At 68.3% G+C, this 18,685-nt stretch carries 17 protein-coding genes; 8 read left to right on the forward strand and 9 right to left on the reverse strand.

Going from position 1 to position 18,685, the window contains the following annotated elements:
* Window positions 1-2: 2 nt before the first annotated feature.
* The 4 genes from AC1RNC_RS23410 to dinB all read right to left on the reverse strand — a co-directional run bounded on the left by AC1RNC_RS23410 (window position 3) and on the right by dinB (window position 6,638).
* A complete protein-coding gene (locus AC1RNC_RS23410; RefSeq protein WP_492888456.1) occupies window positions 3-3,167 on the reverse strand; it encodes an error-prone DNA polymerase in 3,165 nt (1,054 codons plus the stop codon).
* The gene (locus AC1RNC_RS23415) at window positions 3,164-4,684 is read right to left on the reverse strand and encodes a Y-family DNA polymerase (protein WP_492888457.1); all 1,521 of its coding nucleotides are present in this window, start codon (window positions 4,682-4,684) and stop codon (window positions 3,164-3,166) included. Before AC1RNC_RS23415 ends, AC1RNC_RS23410 begins: the two co-directional genes overlap by 4 nt.
* The gene (locus AC1RNC_RS23420; protein ID WP_492888458.1) at window positions 4,605-5,402 is read right to left on the reverse strand and encodes an ImuA family protein; all 798 of its coding nucleotides are present in this window, start codon (window positions 5,400-5,402) and stop codon (window positions 4,605-4,607) included. The genes AC1RNC_RS23415 and AC1RNC_RS23420 overlap by 80 nt, the downstream gene beginning before the upstream one ends.
* A 165-nt stretch (window positions 5,403-5,567) precedes the next feature.
* Window positions 5,568-6,638, reverse strand: coding sequence for a DNA polymerase IV (gene dinB / locus AC1RNC_RS23425; RefSeq protein ID WP_492888459.1), 1,071 nt, complete (start codon window positions 6,636-6,638; stop codon window positions 5,568-5,570).
* A gap of 110 nt (window positions 6,639-6,748) precedes the next feature.
* Here dinB and AC1RNC_RS23430 point away from each other — a divergent pair, with 110 nt between their 5' ends.
* A complete protein-coding gene (locus tag AC1RNC_RS23430) occupies window positions 6,749-7,096 on the forward strand; it encodes a hypothetical protein (protein WP_492840778.1) in 348 nt (115 codons plus the stop codon).
* Between the two features lie 38 nt (window positions 7,097-7,134).
* Window positions 7,135-7,464, forward strand: a complete 330-nt coding sequence (locus AC1RNC_RS23435) for a hypothetical protein (RefSeq protein ID WP_492840780.1) — start codon at window positions 7,135-7,137, stop codon at window positions 7,462-7,464.
* Window positions 7,465-7,470: 6 nt separating this feature from the next.
* Here the strand turns inward: AC1RNC_RS23435 and AC1RNC_RS23440 are convergent, their stop codons facing one another.
* The 4 genes from AC1RNC_RS23440 to AC1RNC_RS23455 all read right to left on the reverse strand — a co-directional run bounded on the left by AC1RNC_RS23440 (window position 7,471) and on the right by AC1RNC_RS23455 (window position 9,867).
* Window positions 7,471-8,226, reverse strand: coding sequence for an SOS response-associated peptidase family protein (locus AC1RNC_RS23440; protein ID WP_492888460.1), 756 nt, complete (start codon window positions 8,224-8,226; stop codon window positions 7,471-7,473).
* A gap of 140 nt (window positions 8,227-8,366) precedes the next feature.
* Entirely contained in the window at window positions 8,367-8,774 is a 408-nt protein-coding gene (locus AC1RNC_RS23445; protein ID WP_492840784.1) for a ribonucleotide reductase subunit alpha, read from the reverse strand.
* Between the two features lie 116 nt (window positions 8,775-8,890).
* On the reverse strand, window positions 8,891-9,397 hold the full coding sequence (gene moaC, locus AC1RNC_RS23450; protein WP_492840786.1) for a cyclic pyranopterin monophosphate synthase MoaC: 507 nt from the start codon (window positions 9,395-9,397) through the stop codon (window positions 8,891-8,893).
* The gene (locus tag AC1RNC_RS23455; protein WP_492840788.1) at window positions 9,394-9,867 is read right to left on the reverse strand and encodes a molybdenum cofactor biosynthesis protein MoaE; all 474 of its coding nucleotides are present in this window, start codon (window positions 9,865-9,867) and stop codon (window positions 9,394-9,396) included. Before AC1RNC_RS23455 ends, moaC begins: the two co-directional genes overlap by 4 nt.
* 282 nt (window positions 9,868-10,149) lie before the next feature.
* Here AC1RNC_RS23455 and AC1RNC_RS23460 point away from each other — a divergent pair, with 282 nt between their 5' ends.
* The 6 genes from AC1RNC_RS23460 to AC1RNC_RS23485 all read left to right on the forward strand — a co-directional run bounded on the left by AC1RNC_RS23460 (window position 10,150) and on the right by AC1RNC_RS23485 (window position 17,299).
* On the forward strand, window positions 10,150-11,382 hold the full coding sequence (locus tag AC1RNC_RS23460; protein WP_492888461.1) for an acyl-CoA dehydrogenase family protein: 1,233 nt from the start codon (window positions 10,150-10,152) through the stop codon (window positions 11,380-11,382).
* 301 nt (window positions 11,383-11,683) lie between these two features.
* Window positions 11,684-13,552: a methyl-accepting chemotaxis protein gene (locus AC1RNC_RS23465; RefSeq protein WP_492888462.1), complete on the forward strand. Its 1,869-nt coding sequence runs from the start codon at window positions 11,684-11,686 to the stop codon at window positions 13,550-13,552.
* A 228-nt stretch (window positions 13,553-13,780) separates the two neighbouring features.
* On the forward strand, window positions 13,781-14,251 hold the full coding sequence (ubiT, locus tag AC1RNC_RS23470; RefSeq protein ID WP_492888463.1) for a ubiquinone anaerobic biosynthesis accessory factor UbiT: 471 nt from the start codon (window positions 13,781-13,783) through the stop codon (window positions 14,249-14,251).
* Window positions 14,251-15,243, forward strand: a complete 993-nt coding sequence (ubiU, locus tag AC1RNC_RS23475; RefSeq protein ID WP_492842009.1) for a ubiquinone anaerobic biosynthesis protein UbiU — start codon at window positions 14,251-14,253, stop codon at window positions 15,241-15,243. Before ubiT ends, ubiU begins: the two co-directional genes overlap by 1 nt.
* The gene (ubiV, locus tag AC1RNC_RS23480; protein WP_492853384.1) at window positions 15,240-16,148 is read left to right on the forward strand and encodes a ubiquinone anaerobic biosynthesis protein UbiV; all 909 of its coding nucleotides are present in this window, start codon (window positions 15,240-15,242) and stop codon (window positions 16,146-16,148) included. The genes ubiU and ubiV overlap by 4 nt, the downstream gene beginning before the upstream one ends.
* The gene (locus AC1RNC_RS23485; RefSeq protein WP_492888464.1) at window positions 16,145-17,299 is read left to right on the forward strand and encodes an NAD(P)/FAD-dependent oxidoreductase; all 1,155 of its coding nucleotides are present in this window, start codon (window positions 16,145-16,147) and stop codon (window positions 17,297-17,299) included. Before ubiV ends, AC1RNC_RS23485 begins: the two co-directional genes overlap by 4 nt.
* 4 nt (window positions 17,300-17,303) lie before the next feature.
* Here AC1RNC_RS23485 and hemN read toward each other — a convergent pair whose 3' ends face one another.
* Complete coding sequence (hemN, locus tag AC1RNC_RS23490; protein ID WP_492888465.1) at window positions 17,304-18,680, reverse strand: oxygen-independent coproporphyrinogen III oxidase; 1,377 nt, start codon at window positions 18,678-18,680, stop codon at window positions 17,304-17,306.
* Window positions 18,681-18,685: the final 5 nt, after the last annotated feature.

Consider the following 18,685-nt stretch of genomic DNA (forward strand, 5'->3'; position numbering starts at 1 on the left):
CCTCAGCAGAAATTGCGGCTACGGGCCGCCCAGGCCAGATCCCCGGCGTCTGCGCCGCGATCCTGCAAGGTGGCCATCAGGGGCGTCAGATCGTGGAGCTGATAGGCCACCAGATGAACGACATCGCCTTCGCGCTGGATGCGGCCATCGACCCCGATCAGGTGGGCGCCCAGCGCGATGCGGCGCTGCTTCTCGTAGAGAGTCTTCCAGATCACCAGGTTGGAGACGCCCGTCTCGTCCTCGACGGACATGAACATCACCCCCTTGGCGGTGCCCGGCATCTGGCGCACCAGCACCAGGCCGGCGGTCTTGATGAACCGGCCATCGCGAGCGTCGGCGGCGACCCGGCAGGGGACGCGCTGGAGGCCTTCGAGGTCGGGGCGCAGCAGGGCCAACGGATGGCGACGCAGGGACAGGCCGACATGGCTGTAGTCCTCGATGATCTCGCGGCCTTCGGTCATGGCCTTCAGAGCCGGCGGCGGCTCATTGAGCTCGGCCGCGCCGGGCTGATCGAAGAGCGGCAGGGCGACATCCCGCAGGCCCTTGATCGCCCAGGCGGCTTCGCGGCGCGCCAGGCGGAGGCTCGGTAGGAAGGCGTCGGCCTCGGCCAGGCGCGAGAGGGCGCCGGTCTTGATCCCGGCCCGCCGCCAGAGATCGTCGATCACGCGGTAGGGATCTTCGGCGCGCGCCAGAACCAGGCGCGCGGCGTCCTCCTCGGCGAGGCCCCCGACCATCCGCAGGCCCAGCCGCACGGCCAAAGCTCCGTCCGGCCGTTCCTCCAGGGTGCAGTCCCAGCGCGAGGCGTTGACGCAGATCGGCCGGATCTCGACGCTGTGCTCGATGGCGTCGCGGACGATCTGCGCTGGCTGATAGAAGCCCATTGGCTGGCTGTTGAGCAGGGCCGCGCAGAAGATCTCCGGGTGATGGCATTTGAGCCAGGAGGAGGCGTAGGCCAGGAGGGCGAAGCTGGCCGCGTGACTCTCGGGGAAGCCGTATGAGCCGAAGCCCTCCAACTGGGCAAAGGTCTGCTCGGCGAAGTCCTGCGGATAGCCGCGCTCGACCATGCCGCCGACCAGCTTGGCCTTGAAATGACTGACCCCGCCGGTGAACTTGAAGGTGGCCATGGCCCGGCGCAGCTGATCGGCCTCGCCGGGCGTGAAGTCGGCGCATTCGATGGCCACGCGCATGGCCTGTTCCTGGAAGAGCGGCACGCCCAGCGTCTTGCCCAGCACCTTCTCCAGCTCCGGTTTGGGATAACAGACCGCTTCCTTGCCTTCGCGCCGGCGCAGATAGGGGTGGACCATGTCGCCCTGGATCGGGCCGGGTCGGACGATCGCCACCTCGATGACCAGGTCGTAGAAGGATCGAGGCTTGAGGCGCGGCAGCATGGCCATCTGCGCGCGGCTTTCGATCTGGAAGACGCCCAGGGTGTCGGCCTTGCGGATCATCGCATAGGTGCGCGGATCCTCGGGCGGGATCGTCGCAAGATCCAGGTCGATCCCCTTGTGATCCTTCAGCAAATCCAGGCCGCGCTTCAGACAGGTCAGCATGCCCAGCGCCAACACATCGACCTTCATGAACTTCAGTTCGTCGATGTCGTCCTTGTCCCATTCGATGATCTGGCGGCCGTCCATCCGCGCCGGTTCGATCGGCACCAGCTCGTCGAGCCGATCCTGGGTCAGCACGAAGCCGCCGGGATGCTGGGAGAAATGGCGCGGGGTGTTGAGCAGCAGCTGGGCCAGTTCCAGGGTCAGGCGCAGGCGGCGATCGCTCAGATCCAGGCCCAGGTCGCGGGCGTGCTTTTCCTCGATCTCCTCGCGCGAGAAGCTCCAGACCTGGCTCGACAGCGCCTTGGTCATGTCCTCGGGGATCCCCAGCACTTTGCCGACATCGCGCACCGCGCCGCGCGGCCGAAAGCGCTGGACGACGGCGACGATCGCCGAGCGATCGCGGCCATAGGTCTCGAAGATCCACTGCATGACGGTCTCGCGCCGGGCGTGCTCGAAATCCACATCGATGTCGGGCGGCTCGTCGCGCTCCTGGGAGACGAAGCGCTCGAACAGCAAGTCGTTGCGCTCAGGGTCGATGGACGTAATTCCCAGCACGTAACAGACCGCCGAGTTGGCCGCCGAGCCGCGGCCCTGGCACAGGATGTCCTGGCTCCTGGCATAGCGGACGATCGAATTGACCGTCAGGAAGTAGGGCGCGTAGCCCAAGGCGCCGATCAGCTTCAGCTCGTGCTCGAGGATGGCCTTGACCTCGGGGGTAACCCCGTCGGGAAAGCGTTCGGCCGCGCCCGCCCAGGTCAGATCTTCCAGCGTCTCCTGGGGTGTCTTGCCCGTCTCGGCGACCTCGTTGGGATACTGATAGGCCAGCTCGTCGAGCGAGAAGCGGCAGCGCTTGGCGATCGCCACGGAGGCGGCGATGGCTTGGGCGTGACGCGGAAAGAGCCGCACGATCTCGGCCGGAGCCTTCAGATAGCGGTCGGCATGGCGGTCGCGCTTGAAACCGACATCGTCGATCGTGGTCTTCTCGCGAATGCAGGTGACGACGTCCTGCAGCAGGCGGCGGGCCTTCTCGTGGAACAGCACCCGGTTGGTGACCACCGGCGTCACCCCGGCCGTTCGCGCCATTTGCTCCAGCTCATATAGGCGCAAGGCGTCGCCCGGCCGGCGGCGTAGGGTGAGCGCCATGTGGGCGTCGGGGCCGAACACCGCCTTGAGCGTTCTCAGCTGAACGGCGGTGACATCGTCGGCGGCGTCGGGGATCAGGATGGCGATCAGACCCTGCGCATAGGCGGCAACGTCCTGCAGCGTCAGATCGCACTCGCCCTTGCCGGCCCGGGCCTTGCCCAGCGACAGCAGTCGGCACAGGCGGCCATAGGCGGGCCGGTCGGTGGGTAAAACCACGAGGGTCATGCCGTCGCGCAACACCAGCTCGCAGCCGACGATCAGCCGCACGCCCGTGGCCTTGGCGGCGATATGGGCGCGGACCATGCCAGCGACGCTGTTGCGGTCGCAGATCGCCAGGGCGCGATAGCCCAGCGCCCGCGCCTCGTCGAACAGCTCGCCGGGCGAGGAGGCGCCGCGCAAGAGCGAGAAGTGCGAGGCGCATTGCAGCTCGACATAATCACCAAGATCCTCAAGCGCTTGCACAGAGATATTCATCCAAACACCCCCGCCATGAACCAGCGCTGGGAGCCGGTGGCCAGATCCTCGCCGTCGCCGTCGCGAAAGATCCAGAACCGCTCGCCCGCCTCGTCCTCGACCTGGAAATAGTCGCGGGAGCGGGCCAGCTCCGCGTCGGCCTTCCACCACTCGCCAAACACCCGCTCGGGGCCGTCGGCCCGGCGGACCCGCCGGCGCATGCCGCGCCAGGTGAACGAGGCCGGCGCGGCGTCCGGCAGCAGGGCCACGGTCTCGATCGGTTCAGGGCGCGGGAAAAGCCGGGTCGGGCGCGGCCAGTCGGCCGGCCAGGAGAAGGCCTTGGGAGGCTCGAGCGCCGGCGCCTTTTTCACCGAGCGTTCGGGCAGGTCGCTCTGCACGCTGACCAGACGATAGACGTGCTCGGAGCCCAGGCGATTGGACAGGGTGTCGATCAGGCCCGACAGGTCGGCGGCCTGGCGGACAGCCCCGATCGCCGCCTCGTCCTGCTTGTAGGCCAGGGCCTCGGCGCCCGGCGCGGCCAGCAGGATCTTGTCGACCCCAAAGCTCGGATCGACGTTTTCCAGCTTCTCGCATAGGAGCTTGGCCAGCCGCTTGGCGTTGCGCGTGGGCGCGGCCATGCCGATGCGGGCGGTTTCGATGCGGTTGTCGACCCGGAAGAAGTAGGCGTCGAGCCGTTTGGCGCCCAGGCTGGCCGCCTCCAGGGCCGCGCAGAGCTCGGCGGTCAATTGCGTCACGTAACGCGCCAGGGTCTCGGGCGCGCCGATCGGCTCGGCGAACACCTTGGCGACCCGGAGCGTTTCAGGCGCGAGGACCGGCTCGATCGGCTCGGCCTGCCGGGCGAAGGCCTGGTCCAGGCGCCGGGCGGGCTCCAGGCCCACGCGGTGGGTCAAGGGACCCTTGGGCGTGGCCTCCAGCTCGCCGATCGTGTCGAAGCCGAGCTTTGACAAGGCCGGGACGAGATCGGCCGGCAGGCGCAAGGCCGCCACCGGCAGGTCCTGCAGCTCGCGACCGGTGGCCCCGGGGGTGACGACGAAGATCGAGCGCCGGCCATAGCGAGCCAGGGCGTGCGCGCCGCCCCAGCTGTCGGCGATGGCGATCTGCGCGGCGAATCCGGCCTTGGCCAGGCGGTCGCGGATATCGATCAGCATCTTGTCTTCGCCGCCGAACAGATGGGCGCAGCCGGTGGCGTCGATGACCAGGCCATCGCCGGGATCGGCCGCCACGGTCGGCGAGTAGAGACGTTGCGCCCACAGGGCCAGGCGGTGCAGGGCGGCTTGGTCGCCCTCGGGGTCGAGATCGTGGAGCGCCAGGCCCGGGACCAGGGCGGTGGCGTGGGCGACGGGCTGGCCGATGCGCAGCCCCGCGCGGGCGGCGGCCAGGTTCATATGCGCGATTGCGCGGCGACGGCCGACACGCCCGACCATGATGGTCGGCGCATCAGGCGGCGGCGCGCTCTTGCCCAGCGCCTGCGCCTGCATCCGGGCTAACCGGTCGGTCGGCCAGCGGGGCAGGAACACGGAGATGACCCTTTGCGTCACAGGCTTCTAGCTCGATGTCGAAGGCGTCGCCGGCACGGCAGCGGAGAAGTTCGAGAAACCAGCGGGGACGGCCCACGCCAGGAACAGGTAGTGGTGATGAGGGCAGGGCCGAGACCCGCCACCGGGTGGCGGCCGCCGTCGGCTGGCCCAGGTCGGCCGCGTCGGCGACCCGCCGCCATCGTCGGATGGCGATGGCCATCTGTCCGCTCTTCTCGGCCGCAAGCTGCAGCCGGCGCGAGGCGGTCATCGACAGCTTGCCGACCTCGCCGATCACCCCGGCCAGGCCCGGCCAACGCAGGCCTTCCTCCATCGAGGCCAGGACCCCGGCCTCGTCGCCGGCCTCGGCGAAGATGATCCGCTCCGGCGGCAGGCCGACCTGGCTGAGGAACGGCGCGAAGAGGTCGCGCTGGCGCAGGCACCACAGCACCTCGCCCTCGGCGCGGGCCAGGAGCCCGGCCGCGAAGCTCGCCGCCGCCGCGCCGTGCAAGGCGCCGTCGGCCCCGCCGGCCACTTCGTGCAGCGCGCCATAGGCCAGGCCGCCGCCCGGCAGGCGCGCATCGAGCGCCGGGATGCCGAACGGCAGCACCGCGCGCGTCGTGCGGTCCTGCGTTTCGAGGGCGCGGACCTGACGGCGGAGCGCGTCGAGCGCGGCGGGGGAGGAGCTGAGGGACATGAGGATGAAATGATCTTGTTCCATCTTTGTTCTCACGCGTCGGCGAGAGTCAATCAGCCCAGGGGTGCGACGCAGGCGCGCGCCATGGCCAAGATCGCGGCGGCGCAAGGGTTTGGGCGGAATCGGAATTTTTAGGAGCGACCGAATCTGTCGTAAGGGCCGGTACGGCGAGGCGGCCCTCGACGCGGCCTAGACGGGCAGGGCGGTCTGCGACGTCGGCGGGGGGCTGGTGAAACTGGAGACGGTGACGCCCAAGAGCCGTACGCCCAGCCGCAGCGGATAAACCGAGCGGACCAGATCCTGGGCGACCTGGCGTAGGGTCGTCCCATCGGTGATGGCGGTCGGCAAGGAGCGTCGGCGCGTGGCCTGATCGAAGTCGGCGTACTTGATCTTGACCGTGGCCGTGCGTCCGTAGGCGCCGGCCTTTTCGCACCAGGCGAACACCTTGTCAGCGAGCGCGGCGACCTCGGCCTCGATCCGGCTGGTGTCGACAAGGTCGGTCTGGAACGTCGTCTCCGACCCGGAGGACTTGCGCTCGCGGTCGGGATTGACCGGCCGCGTGTCGATCCCGCGCGCGATCGCGTAGAACCAGGGCCCGGCCCGGCCGAAATGCTGCACGAGGAACGCCAGAGACTGTTGACGCAGATCCTCGCCGGTCGCGATCTTAAGCCCCTTCATCTTGGCTTCGGTGACCTGGCCCACGCCATGGAAACGGCCGATCGGCAGGGTGGCCACGAAGGCCTCGCCCTGGCCCGGCGCCACCAGGAACTGGCCGTTGGGCTTGTTCTGGTCCGAAGCCATCTTGGCCAGGAACTTGTTGTAGGAAATCCCGGCCGAGGCGGTCAGTCCCGTCTCGTCGAGGATCGCCTGGCGGATCCGCCGCGCCGTCTGCGTGGCCGCGCCCACGCCGGCGAGGTCGGCGGTGACATCGAGATAGGCCTCGTCCAACGACAGCGGCTCGATCAGGTCGGTATAGCCGGCAAAGACCGCATGGATCTGCCGGGACACCGCGCGATAGACCTCCATGCGATGCGGCACGAAGACCAGCTCGGGGCATTTGCGCAGGGCGGCGCTGGAGGGCATGGCCGAGCGCACGCCGAATTTTCGGGCCTCGTAGCTCGCCGCGGCGATCACACCGCGCGCGGCGGGCGAGCCGACCACGACAGGCCGCCCGCGCAGGCTGGGATCATCGCGCTGCTCGATGGACGCGTAGAAGGCGTCCATGTCGATATGGATGATTTTGCGAGGCGGCGACTCCATGTCCCCAGCTCTCTAGCAGCCTGTGAACGAAACGGGAACTTTCTCCTTGAACGCGCGACCCAAATGGCGTGAAACGAACGCGCCATCTTGGTCGTATGGGAGAGCAGGGCGTGTCGCGCGTAGAGGGTGAGTTTCTGTTCCTGGCCCTGGAAATCGGCTTGGCCGAAACCATCGCGCAGACCCTCAAGGACGTGGAGCGGGCGATCGCCGATCTGCCCGACGGCCTCAGCGCCAACCGCTATCGGCGCCGGCTTGAAGACCAGCGCGCCTCGCTTCGCAATCCGACCTTGCGCACCAGCGCGGCCCTGGTGGTGTCGATGTGCGTCAGGACTCCAGCGCTGACCGGCAAGATCCGGCGCGTGTTCGCCGATCTTGCCGAGCGTCATCCGGAGCTGGCCTGGTTCTATGTTCAGTTGCCTGGAACCACGGTAGACGAGACCCTGCGCCGCGCCGGTTAGGCCGCCGCGCTTTGCACGTCAGTGAGCGGAGATCCTCCTTGGCGCCCACCCCTCCGCCCTCGACGCTGAAGCGCCCGCCCGAAGCGCTCATTCGACGCTTCCACCTGGGTCAGGTCGGCGCTGACACGGTCTCGACCTTTCTCACAAAAGGCTACTCGCTGGCGATCTGCTGCCGGGAATGTCCGCGGCTGATCGAATGGACGCCAGAGACGCTGTTGGAGACGTTCGGGGATCGGACCCACGTCAAGATCGCCGATATCGCCGCGCGCCTGTCGTGTTCCGGAGATCAGGGATGCGGCTCCACGGACGTGGCGATCTTCCCCCACCTTTATGACGGTCCCTGGTCCTGGGCGCCGCCGGAGCGGTGACCTCGATCAGGCTGGAATGACCTCGTCGCCCTTGCCGCCGAAGGCCACGATTTTCAGGCGCTCGGGGAGCGGACGTTGAAGCTTGGCGACCTCGGTCCAAGGCGCGTCGCTCATCCAAAGGTCCCAGTCTTCCGGCTCGGTCAGGATCACCGGCATGGCCTTGGAATGGTAGGTCTTCACCGGCTCGGCGGCGTCCGTGGTCAGGAAGCCGTAGGCCACGATCTCCTCCCAGCCCTTGCTCTTCATCCGTACGCAGGCATGGGGCGTCCAGATGCCGGCGAATAAGGCCAGCGGGCGGCTCTCATCAAGGGCGAACCAGATATTCTTGCGGGTCTTCTCGTGATCCTGGTCCGGCTCGGCGAAGGAGGTGAACGGTACTAGGCAGCGGCTCCCCGCGCCCAGCCAGGGCGCCCAGTGCGCGTTGGTCTTGCCGGTTTTCTCGCTGGTGGTGTTGCGCACATTGGTGGTCCCCTTGTCCGGCTCCATCTTCAGCAATTCGGCGAAGTCGAACTCCGTGCCCTTGGCGCGCAGCTTGTCGGCCCGCTCCGTCGCGGCCTTGAACAAGGCCTGCTTAGACGAGGGCATGCCCCAACGCGCGTCACGCATCACCCGGCCGCCGTCCTGGCCATGGGTGATGATCGGCGCGGCGTAGTCCGGGTAGATGCCCGGCATCGGCGGCTGGTTGTTGTTGAGGTCGCTCATGGCGCGCGCCAAGGCGGCGACTTCGGCGCGCGCCTTCATGAGGGCGTAGAGATCGCACATTTGCGGGTCTCCCTAACCGGCGGTCTCCTGACGCTAACGGTCAGACGCGGCGCTGCAAAGCCGACGAAACAACAGCCTAGGCGGCCTTTCACCACACACGGGTCGGGGTTGATCGGCCGCGTTCGCGTGCGGCGGCCGGCTCAGTGGAAATGAAGCGGATCGCCGTCGGGGCCAAAGGCGGCGTATTGGCCAACGCCGCCGACCCGGACGGCCTCGACCATCGTCTTGAGCGCCGCGTCGATCTCGGCCTTGGCCGGAGGGCTTCCGTCGCGGCCAGACAGGGCGGCGGCGAACACCACCTGCCACGGCGGTCCGGCGTCCCTGGACTCGCGCGCCAAGCTGTCGAAATCGGTCAGTTCGCTGGCGGCCTTGTCGACGCACATCAACGCCGCCAAGGCCCCGCCGCGCCCAGCCAGGAAGTTTTCCCGCTGCGCCGCGCTCGGATGATCGGGCAGCTCGGCGCCGGCGAACACGAACAGCAGGCGATGGGGCTGGACCTGGGCGGCGGCGGTCTTCAGCAGTTGCTGAAAATGGGAGTCTTCGGTCATGGTCGCACCTTGGGCTATTTGAAAAACCAAGCCCTTGCGCGAGATCAAGGTCGCTTGGACGCGAGTTCAGCCTGGACCTCTATTGTGTTCGGCGCCACCGGCGACGGAGACGATCGTCACGGCAGGCGCTGGGATTGGCCAGCATCGTCCGGGGCCGACGACAGCCAGGGTCCCGATTTGCCGCCGCTCTTGGAGGTCAGACGCACGGCCTCGATGACCATGCCCTTCTCGGCGGCCTTGAGCATGTCATAGATCGTCAGGCAGGCCACCGAGACGGCGGTCAGGGCTTCCATCTCCACCCCGGTCGGGCCGGTGGTCTTGACGCGCGCGGTCACAGCCAAACCGCCATCGCTTGCCTCGACCGAGACCTCCACCTTGCTCAGGGCCAGCGGATGGCACAGTGGGATCAGATCGGAGGTCTTCTTGGCGGCCATCACCCCTGCGATCTCCGCCACGGCCCGAACCTCGCCCTTCCGGCCGGTCCCCGATAGCGCCAGAGTGAGGGTTTGGGGCGCCATGCGCACGAAGCCCACCGCTACGGCCTCGCGCGTTGTCGACGCCTTGTCCGTGACGTCGACCATCCGGGCACGTCCCTCGTCGTCGATGTGGGTCAGGCGGGTCATCGGTCAGAACCCTCAGCGCGAAGGCGCGGGTTGTCCCATCGGCCAACGTCGTCATGATCTTGAGCGGTGGGCTCGATCCAACTTACGCCGTGCGGGCCGTGCTGCTTCTTCCAGAACGGCGCCTGGCTTTTCAAATAGTCCATCAGGAAGTCGCAGGCTTCGAACGCCGGTCGGCGATGGGCGGCGGCGGTGGCCACGAAGACGATCGCCTCGCCGGGGGCGATGGAGCCCGTGCGGTGGACGATCTGATAATCCACCAACGCGAACCGCGTCTTGGCCCCTTCGGCGAAATCGGCGATCACCGCGTCGGTGAAGCCTGGATAGGCCTCCAGCTCCAGGATCTGGGCCGCGCCGCCTTCCGCCCGCGCCAGGCCCGTGAAGCTCGCTATCGCGCCGACCTCGGCGCGACCGCGGCAAAAGGCGTCGAGCAGCAAACCGGGCGCGAAGGGCTGTTGGGTCAGGGTGATCATCGGCCATCGGTTCGCTGCGCCGACGTCACCGTCATCCAGACCGATCGAAGAGGGAGGGGCAGGTGGGTTCATGCGGCGCGGACGATAGGCGCGCCATCGCGCCAAGCAAGGACAAACCGGGGGTGCGCGGCGATGGCGCACGGCTGGGGTGGTCAGGCTTGGCGCCCGTCAAGCCGACGAGCGGCGACTTCACCGACGGCGTTTGCGGTCCATCAAGGCGCGAGGGGTCTGGGTGGCCTAGGAGGAAAGGACCGCGGATCGCGCGGACCCGGGATCGGCTTAGTGGTTCGTCGAGCAGCCCCCTTTCTCGAGCCGGATACGACGCGATCGGCGTCGGAAGAGGCTTTCTTGGCCTTGGTGAGCGCCTTCTTCGAGGAGGCGCTCACGCCCGATCTTCGGCAGGCCGGCCGACAAACTCTTGGCGTGCATTCCGAAATCGAGGCGTGCAGGGTCTGGCATGCGCGACTGTTCGCGCGGGGCTGGATCGCGCCGGGCTGGCCGGTGGCGTGGGGCGGGACGGGCTGGAGCGCTCGCCAGCGCTTCCTGTTCGACCGAGAATGCGCCTTGAACGACGCTCCGGTGCTATTCGCTGGGGGGCTGCGGAGCCTGGGGCCCTTACTGATCGAACAGGGCAGCGACGCGCAGCGGACGCGTTATCTGGGAGCGATCCTGTCGGGCCAGGATCTCTGGTGCCAGGGATTCTCTGAGCCGGAGGCTGGATCCGACCTGGCGGCGGTGTCCTGTCGCGCGGTCCGCCGCGGCGAGGCCTATCATCTCAATGGAACCAAGATCTGGACCACAGGCGCGCATCTGGCCAACCGCATGTTTGGCATCTTTCGCACCGCCGATACCGAGCGCCGTCAGCAGGGACTAACTTTCCTGCTGATCGACATGGACAGCCCCGGGCTCACGGTTTCGCCAATCCTCGACCTGGCCGGGCAGCATGAATTCAACCAGGTTTTCTTCGATGACGTGATCGTCCCCGCAGAGAACCGGATTGGGGCTGAAAATGATGGGTGGTCTATGGCCAAGCGGCTGATGCAGTTGGCCCGCGCCAACAACACCCCCGCGGCCCTGGTGCGTCGCGCTCATCGCCACGCCGCCGAGCGGCTGTTCCAGTCCGGGTCCGGCGTCGATCCCGACCTGCGCCGTCGCCTGGCGAGTCTGGCGATCGAGGTGGACGCCTTCGAGCAGCTGGAATTGGCGGCCCTTCCGTCGGGCCGACCTGGCCCCCACGATCAGATCGCGCCCTCCATGCTCAAGCTGGTGGGCAGCCAGTTAAATCAGCAGGTCGCCGAACTGGCGATGGAGATCGCCGGCGACGCGGCGGCGGCCGCGCTTGGCGCCCTGGGCGTGGCAGACGACCTGGCCGGGAGCGAGGCGCTGGACGCCGGAGCGCGGGCCATGGCCCGGCGGCTGAGCCTGCGCGCCGCCACCATCTATTCGGGAGCCAGCGAGATGCAGCGCGACATCATAGCGCGGCATTTGCTGAGTACGGGGCGACCGCAGCGCTGACCGAGCTGTTCACCCCGCGAGCCCTGGAGCGGCCGTGGCCCTGTCGCGGAAGGGGGCGATCCGTCCTCGGGAAAGCTAAGCTATACTTTCGCCTCCCGGACTCCTGACATTCAACCAGACCGAAGCTGACGGAGGTCAATCGCAACCGGCGCGTCCTATGTAAGGGTGATCATGACGCTGGATGCGGTCCTCTTGGCAGCCCCTGCGTTCGATCCTGGTGCGTGGACCAGGCGCTCGCTTGCTTCGCGCTTTCTCAGGCCCCTCATCCAGGCGCGAGGCCTTCGTCACCCCCGAGATCCCCATGCTGTCGCATCTTCGCATCTCGCGAAAACTGTCCGTCGCCTTCAGTGCGATCATCGCCGTCTTCATCGGCGTCAGCGCAATCGTCCATTTCAATCTTTCGACCATCACCGCCGCGGCGGCGGCCAAGGACGTCACCAACATGGTGATGGAAGATCGCGCCGCGATGGACACCGCGCTTCTGGCGCAGGAAAGCGCCGTGCGCGCGTTCGTCGCCACGCAAGATCCCGCCTTCGTGGAACACTATCGCCAGGAAGGCCGCGCCTATGATGCAGCGCTGGGCCACCTGCGCCAGGTCGCCACCGATCGCAAGAACCTGGCGCTCGTGGCCCAGATGGACACCGCAGCCAACGCCTGGCGACGCGACGAGGCCCTGACGCAGATTCGGCTGGCGAGCGACCCGGCAGAGCTGCCGCAGGCGGTCGCCATGATCGGCGGCGGCAAGTTGGCCACGGCCCAAGCGCTGAGCGCCACCATCGCGGCAAATATCGACCAAGTCTATCAACGGCGGACCTTGGCCCATCGCGCCGCGGTCGGTCAGTCGGCCCTGACCCTATGGCTGGGATCGGGCGTCGTGGTGGCGCTCGCCGGTCTCGCCGGATGGCTCCTGACTCGTGGCGTCGCGGTTCCGGTGGCGGCCATGACCCAAACCATGGGCGCCCTGGCCGCCGGCCGCCACGATGTGGAAATCCCGGCGATCGGTCGCCGCGACGAGGTCGGAGACATGGCCCAGGCGGTGCTGATCTTCCGCCAGAACGCCATCGAGAAGTTGGATCTGGAGACCCTGACCGCCGCCCAACGCGCCGCCGCCGAGGTCGAGCGGCATGAGCATGAGGCCCAACGCGCTCTGGCGGCGGCCCAGCAGGCGGCCGTGGTCGCCGCCATCGCTGATGGATTGGGCAAGCTATCGGCTGGCGACCTGACCCAGCGGCTGACGCAGAGCTTCGCGCCCGAATACGAACAGCTTCGCGCCGACTTCAACGCCGCGGTGGCCAAGCTCAACGACACCATGGGACTGATCATCCTGAACGCCGAGGCGATTGGCTCCGGCTCCCAGGAGATCAGCGAAGCCGCCAGCGACCTGTCGCGGCGCACTGAACAACAGGCCGCCAGCCTTGAGGAGACCGCCGCCACCCTTGACGAGATCACCGGGACGGTGATGCGGACCGCCGAGGGCTCCACCGACGCCCACCAGATCGTCTCGGCCGCCAAGGACGAGGCCGATCGTAGCGTCGGATTGGTCAGTCGCGCGGTGGAGTCGATGAGCGCCATCCAAGCTTCCGCCGGCCAGATCGGTCAGATCGTCGGCGTGATCGACGAAATCGCCTTCCAGACCAACCTGCTGGCGCTCAACGCTGGGGTCGAGGCCGCCCGGGCGGGTGACGCGGGCCGTGGGTTCGCGGTGGTCGCCCAAGAGGTGCGCGCCCTGGCCCAGCGGTCGGCAAGCGCGGCCAAGGAAATTCGCCTGCTGATCGGCGCCTCCTCGCGTCAGGTCGATGCGGGGGTGGATCTGGTCGGCCAAACCGGCGCGGCCCTGACCCATATCGCCGACCTGGTGGGACGGATCACCGGCATCGTCGAGTCGATTTCGGCCTCGGCTCAGGAACAGGCGACCGGCCTTCAGCAGGTCAATACGGCGGTCAATCAGATGGACCAGGTCACCCAGCAGAACGCCGCGATGGTGGAGCAGAGCACCGCCGCCAGCGTTTCGCTGGCCAATGAAGCGGCCGAACTGTCGCGATCCATGGCCCAGTTTCGTCTGGTCGGGTCGTTTTCGACGCCGCCGGTCCGCGGTGAGCGCGCGACGGCGAGCGTTTATCGGCCAAGCTTCGGCGGCGGCGCGGCGCGAGCCCATGGGGGCGCCCTGTAAACCTGGGAGGATTTCTAGGTCGGGCCCTGGCGGACTTGATCATCGGCAAGGTTCGACTTGCTCATTGTGCGCGCTCGCGACCCCTTCGACGCCCTATCGCGCGCCGCAGGCGGCAAGGCATATCCCGAGCCCTCAAGAGGGCGCTTCATGTCAACGCGATATCGCCGAAAGACGACTTGGACAGGGCGATCACGTCCATCGGCCGATCACCTCGCGGCCGATATGTTGATGGCTCTGCGTTATCCTGTCGAACAGGTCTTGACCGGTGGTTTGCGACAGGTGGCGCGGCGGCGGCCAGAGATCTTCGAGCGCCTGGGCGCCTATCAAGAGGCGCGGTTCATTCTCGCGCCCGAAGACTGGCCTGTGGTCTTTCAACTGTCGCCGCGAGGCGAGTCGGGCTCGGTGCGCGTCGCGCGGGCCACGGCGCCGATGGCGCCCACCGCGCGGGTAGGCGGCCGCCTGAGCGCGCTGCTGGGCCTGTTCGACGGCTCGGTCGACGCCGACGCGGCGTTCTTTTCGCGCAGCATCAAGGTCGAGGGCGACATCGGGGCGGTCATGGCCCTGCACAACGCGCTCGAGGCGGCGGAGTTGACGGTGGCTGATTTGCTGGGCCTGGCTGCGCCGGCCGGCGCCATGGCCAATGCTGGCCTGGCCTTTTGGCTTAGGCGCTTGGCCCCACGCGGCGGAGCCGACCTCTGATGTCGCGCATCGAGCTCGTCTGCCCGGCCGGATCGCCGGCCATGCTGCGCGCCGCCATCGAGGCCGGCGCCGACAGCGTCTATTGCGGCCTGCGTGACGAAACCAACGCCCGCAACTTTCCTGGCCTGAACTTCTCGCCCGCGGAATTGCAGGTCGCCGCCGACTGGGCCCATGAGCGGGGCGCCAAGGTGCTGGTGGCGATCAACACCTTCGCCAGGGTGGGGGCGGTGGCAACTTGGCGCGCTTCGGTCGATGCGGCGGCTCGAACGGGCGTCGACGCCATCATCGTCGCCGACCTGGGGGTCTTAGCCTATGCGCGCGACGCCCACCCGCAAATGAGGTTGCATCTTTCGGTGCAGGCGGCGGCCGGTTCGGCTGACGCCATCGACTACTACGCCAAGACCTATGGCGTGCGGCGTGTGGTGTTGCCGCGGGTGCTGTCGGCCCCCGAGATCGCCGCGCTCAATCGCTCGATCAGTGTCGAGACCGAGGCCTTCGTGTTCGGCGGCCTTTGTGTGATGGCCGAAGGCCGCTGCGCCATGTCGTCCTACGCCACCGGTCGCTCGCCCAATCTCTCGGGCGTCTGCTCGCCGCCCGAAGCGGTGTCGTTCGAGGACCAGCAGGGTCAGCTCACCTCGCGCCTGGCGGGTTTCACACTCGACCGCTTCGCAGCGGGCGAGACCGCCGGCTATCCGACGCTGTGCAAGGGCCGCTTCACGGCCGGCGGCCAGGCGTCCTATCTGTTCGAGGAGCCCGTCAGCCTCAACGCCATGAGCCTTCTGGCCGATCTGGCCAAGGCTGGCGTCACCGCCGTGAAGGTCGAAGGCCGCCAACGTGGCAAGGCCTATGTCGCGCGGGTGGCGGCGGCCTTTCGCGGCGCGCTGGACGCACTCGATCGCGGCGAAACGACCGCCTCCTATGAAGCTCTGCTGTCGAACCTTGCTGAAGGCGGCCGCGAGACCGCCGGGGCCTACCGAAAGTCCTGGCGATGAAAGCACAGCGCATGGAGCTGGCCCTGGGACCGTTGCTGTTCAACTGGTCGCCGTCCCGCGCCGCGGCCTTCTATGACCAGGTCGCCGCCGATCCCGCGATCGATCGCGTCTATCTGGGCGAGGTGGTGTGCGGTAAACGCGGGCCCCTCCTGGCCGACACCTTGGGCCGAGCCGCAGAGGTTTTGCAGGCGGCCGGCAAGACCGTTGTCTGGTCGACCCTGGCGCTACCCGCCTTGCCGCGCGACCGCCAGGCGACCGCGGCCCTGGCCAGCGATCCGGCCCTGATCGAGGTCAATGACATCAGCGCCCTGGCCCGACGTCCGGCCGGCGCGCCCTTCGTCGCGGGACCCTTGCTCAACATCTACAACGAGGCCGCGGCGGCCGAACTGACCGCGCGCGGCTGCGTGCGGCTGTGCGCCAATATCGAATTGTCGCTATCGGCCTTGGCCGGGTTGTCGATGCGCTGCCCAGGTCTCGAGATCGAAATCTTCGCCTATGGCCGGTTGCCGCTGGCTCTGTCGGGACGCTGCTATCACGCGCGAAGACATGGACTGCACAAGGACAATTGCCAGTTTGTCTGCGATCGCGACCCCGACGGCCTAGCGGTCGAAACGCTTGACCACGCCGGCTTCCTGGCGGTCAACGGCGTCCAGACCCTGTCCCATGACGTCCAGATCGTCGACAGTCCCTTGGCGCACCTGAGCGCGGCGGGCGTCACCGCCCTGCGCCTTTCGCCCCATTCGGGCGACATGGCTAAGGTGATCGCCAGCTTCCGCGCCTATGCCGACGGGGATCTTGCCCCGGCCGATCTGGGGCCGGCGATCCTCGCGGCCGATCCGCCAGGGCCTCTGATCAACGGCTATCTCCAGGGCCTGGCAGGCGCACGATGGATGACCTGGTCATGACCGCCAGCCCTTGCCGTCAATCGGTCGACGTGGTCGTCCTGGGGGGCGGGATGGCGGGCGCGGCCCTGGCCGCCCATCTGTCGGCCGGCGTGCGGGTGGCGCTGGTCGAGCGCGAGTCGGTGCTGGGCTATCACACCACCGGCCGCTCGGCGGCGATGTTTATCCCCTCCTACGGTGGCGAGGCGATCGCCGGGCTGACGGCGGCCAGCCGGCGCTTCTTCGCCCAACCGCCTCAGGGCTTTGGTCCGCCGCTTCTGGCGGCGCGGCCGGTCATGCACCTGGCCGGTCCAGATCAGGTCCGTGGGCTCGAGCGCCTCGCCGCGCGCCACGCCGCCGATCGTCACGGGGTCCGGCTTGATTGGATCGACGGCCAAGCGGCCCAGGCGCGAGCGCCGATCCTCCGGTCCGAGGCGGTCGCCGCGGCGCTGATCGAAGCCGGGACCGGCGATCTCGACGTGGCGCGATTGCATGCGGCCTTCCTGCGCCAGGTTTGCGAGGCCGGCGGCCAAATGGTGGCCGGCGCCGGCCGCGCTGCTGTGGAACGTGACGGATCGGGGTGGCGCGTGCGGGGTAAGGGCGCGGAGATCTGCGCGCCTGTCCTGGTCAACGCCACCGGGGCCTGGGCCGATGAGACCGCGGTCGCCGCAGGGCTCGCGCCGCTTGGGCTGGCGCCGCTGCGCCGGACGGTGCTGCTGGCCAAGGCCCCGGGCCACAACAACTTCGCCGACTGGCCGGTGGTCAAGGACATCGACGAGCGCTTCTATTTTCGGCCCTGTGGCGGTCGCCTGTTGATCACCCCGGCCAATGAGACGCCGAGCACGCCCTGCGACGCGGTCGCCGAGGAAATGGATGTCGCCTTGGGCATGGCCCGGTTCGAGGCCGTCGCCGATCATCCGGTGCGCCATCTGGTCGGCCGATGGGCCGGCCTGCGGACCTTCGCGCCCGACCGGGCGCCGGTCGTGGGCTGGTCGACACAGCGCCCCGGATTCTTCTGGCTGGCGGGCTTGGGGGGCTTTGGCATCCAGACCGCTCCGGCCATGGGTCGCCTGGCCGCGGCGCTACTTGAGGGACGTCCGATCCCAGACGATCTGATCGACCAGGGTGTTGAGGCGCGAGCCTATGCCCCCAAGCGGTTCGAAACGGGCGCATGAGCCATCAGATCGCCTTGGCGTGGCGTTGGCCCTCGGCGTTGAAATAGGCGTCGAACACCGCCGCGATCGAGCGCACCAGCAACCGGCCCGGCGGCAGGACCTCGATCGTGGCCTCGCGGATCCGCGCCAGACCGTCGGCCACGAACGGGGTCAGGCGCGGCAGCTCGGCGGCCAGGTCGCTGGACCGCCGGCCATGGCGCGCGCACACCGCCGCCAGGTCGACGCAGAAGTCGCACATCAGCCGCTCGATGATCTCGCCACGGAAGCGATCGTCGTCGCTGATCACGACCCCGCGCGCCACCGGCAGCCGGCCCTCCTTGACCGCCGCGCGCCAGGTCAGCTCATGGGCGGCGTTCTGCACGAAGCCCTGCGGCAGACCACCGATCGCCGAGGCGCCCATGCCCAGGAGGGTGACGGCCGGATCGGTCGTGTAGCCCTGGAAGTTGCGCCGCAGGGTCCCGGCCGCCAGGGCCTGGGCCATAGGATCCTCGGGCAGGGCGAAATGGTCGAGGCCGATCCGCACATAGCCTTCTGCCGCCAGCCGTTCGGCGGCGCTTTCGCTCTGGTCCAGGCGCGCCTGGGGTCCGGGCAGGGCCGCCTCGTCGATCAGCTGCTGGTGGCTCTTCATCCACGGCACGTGGGCATAGCCGAACAGGGCCAGCCGCTCGGGGCGCAGGGTCAGCAGTTGGTCCAGGGTCGACAGGGTGTTGGCGGTGGTCTGGTGGGGCAGGCCATACATCAAGTCGAGATTGATCGAGCCGACCTTGGCCTCGCGCAGCCAGGCGACGCAGTCGGCGATGTGTTCGAAGGTGTCGCGGCGATTGACCGCCGCCTGGACTTCGGGGGTGAGGTTCTGCACCCCCAGGCTGGCGCGGTTCATGCCGCGGGCGGCGGCGGCGCGCACCCAGTCCTGGGTCAGTATAGCGGGATCCATCTCGACGGCGATGTCGATGTCAGACGTCAGGTCGAAGACCTGGCTCAGGCCGTCGAAGATGGCGTCGACCTCGGCGGTCGACAACATGTTGGGGGTGCCGCCGCCGAAATGCACCGCGCCGGCCGCGAGGCGGGCGGGTAGGGCGGCGCCCAGCAGGTCAATCTCGTCGAGCAGCAGACGCACGTAGTCGCCGACCGGCTCGTGGCGGTTCACCGCCCGGGTGTTGCAGCCGCAGTACCAGCACAGCCGGGCGCAGAACGGGATGTGCAGATAGAGCGACACGGCCTGATCAGTCGGCAAGTCGCGCAGCCACGCGCCATAGGTCTGCGCGGTGACCTGCGGCGTGAACTGGGTGGCCGGCGGATAGCTGGTGTAGCGCGGCGCGCGGCCGTCATATCTGGCGATCAGGCCGGCGTCGGAGCGGGCGGACAGAGGGGCGAGGGTCATGGCGG

This window comes from Caulobacter sp. GW822-FHT01G02, from assembly GCF_058802865.1.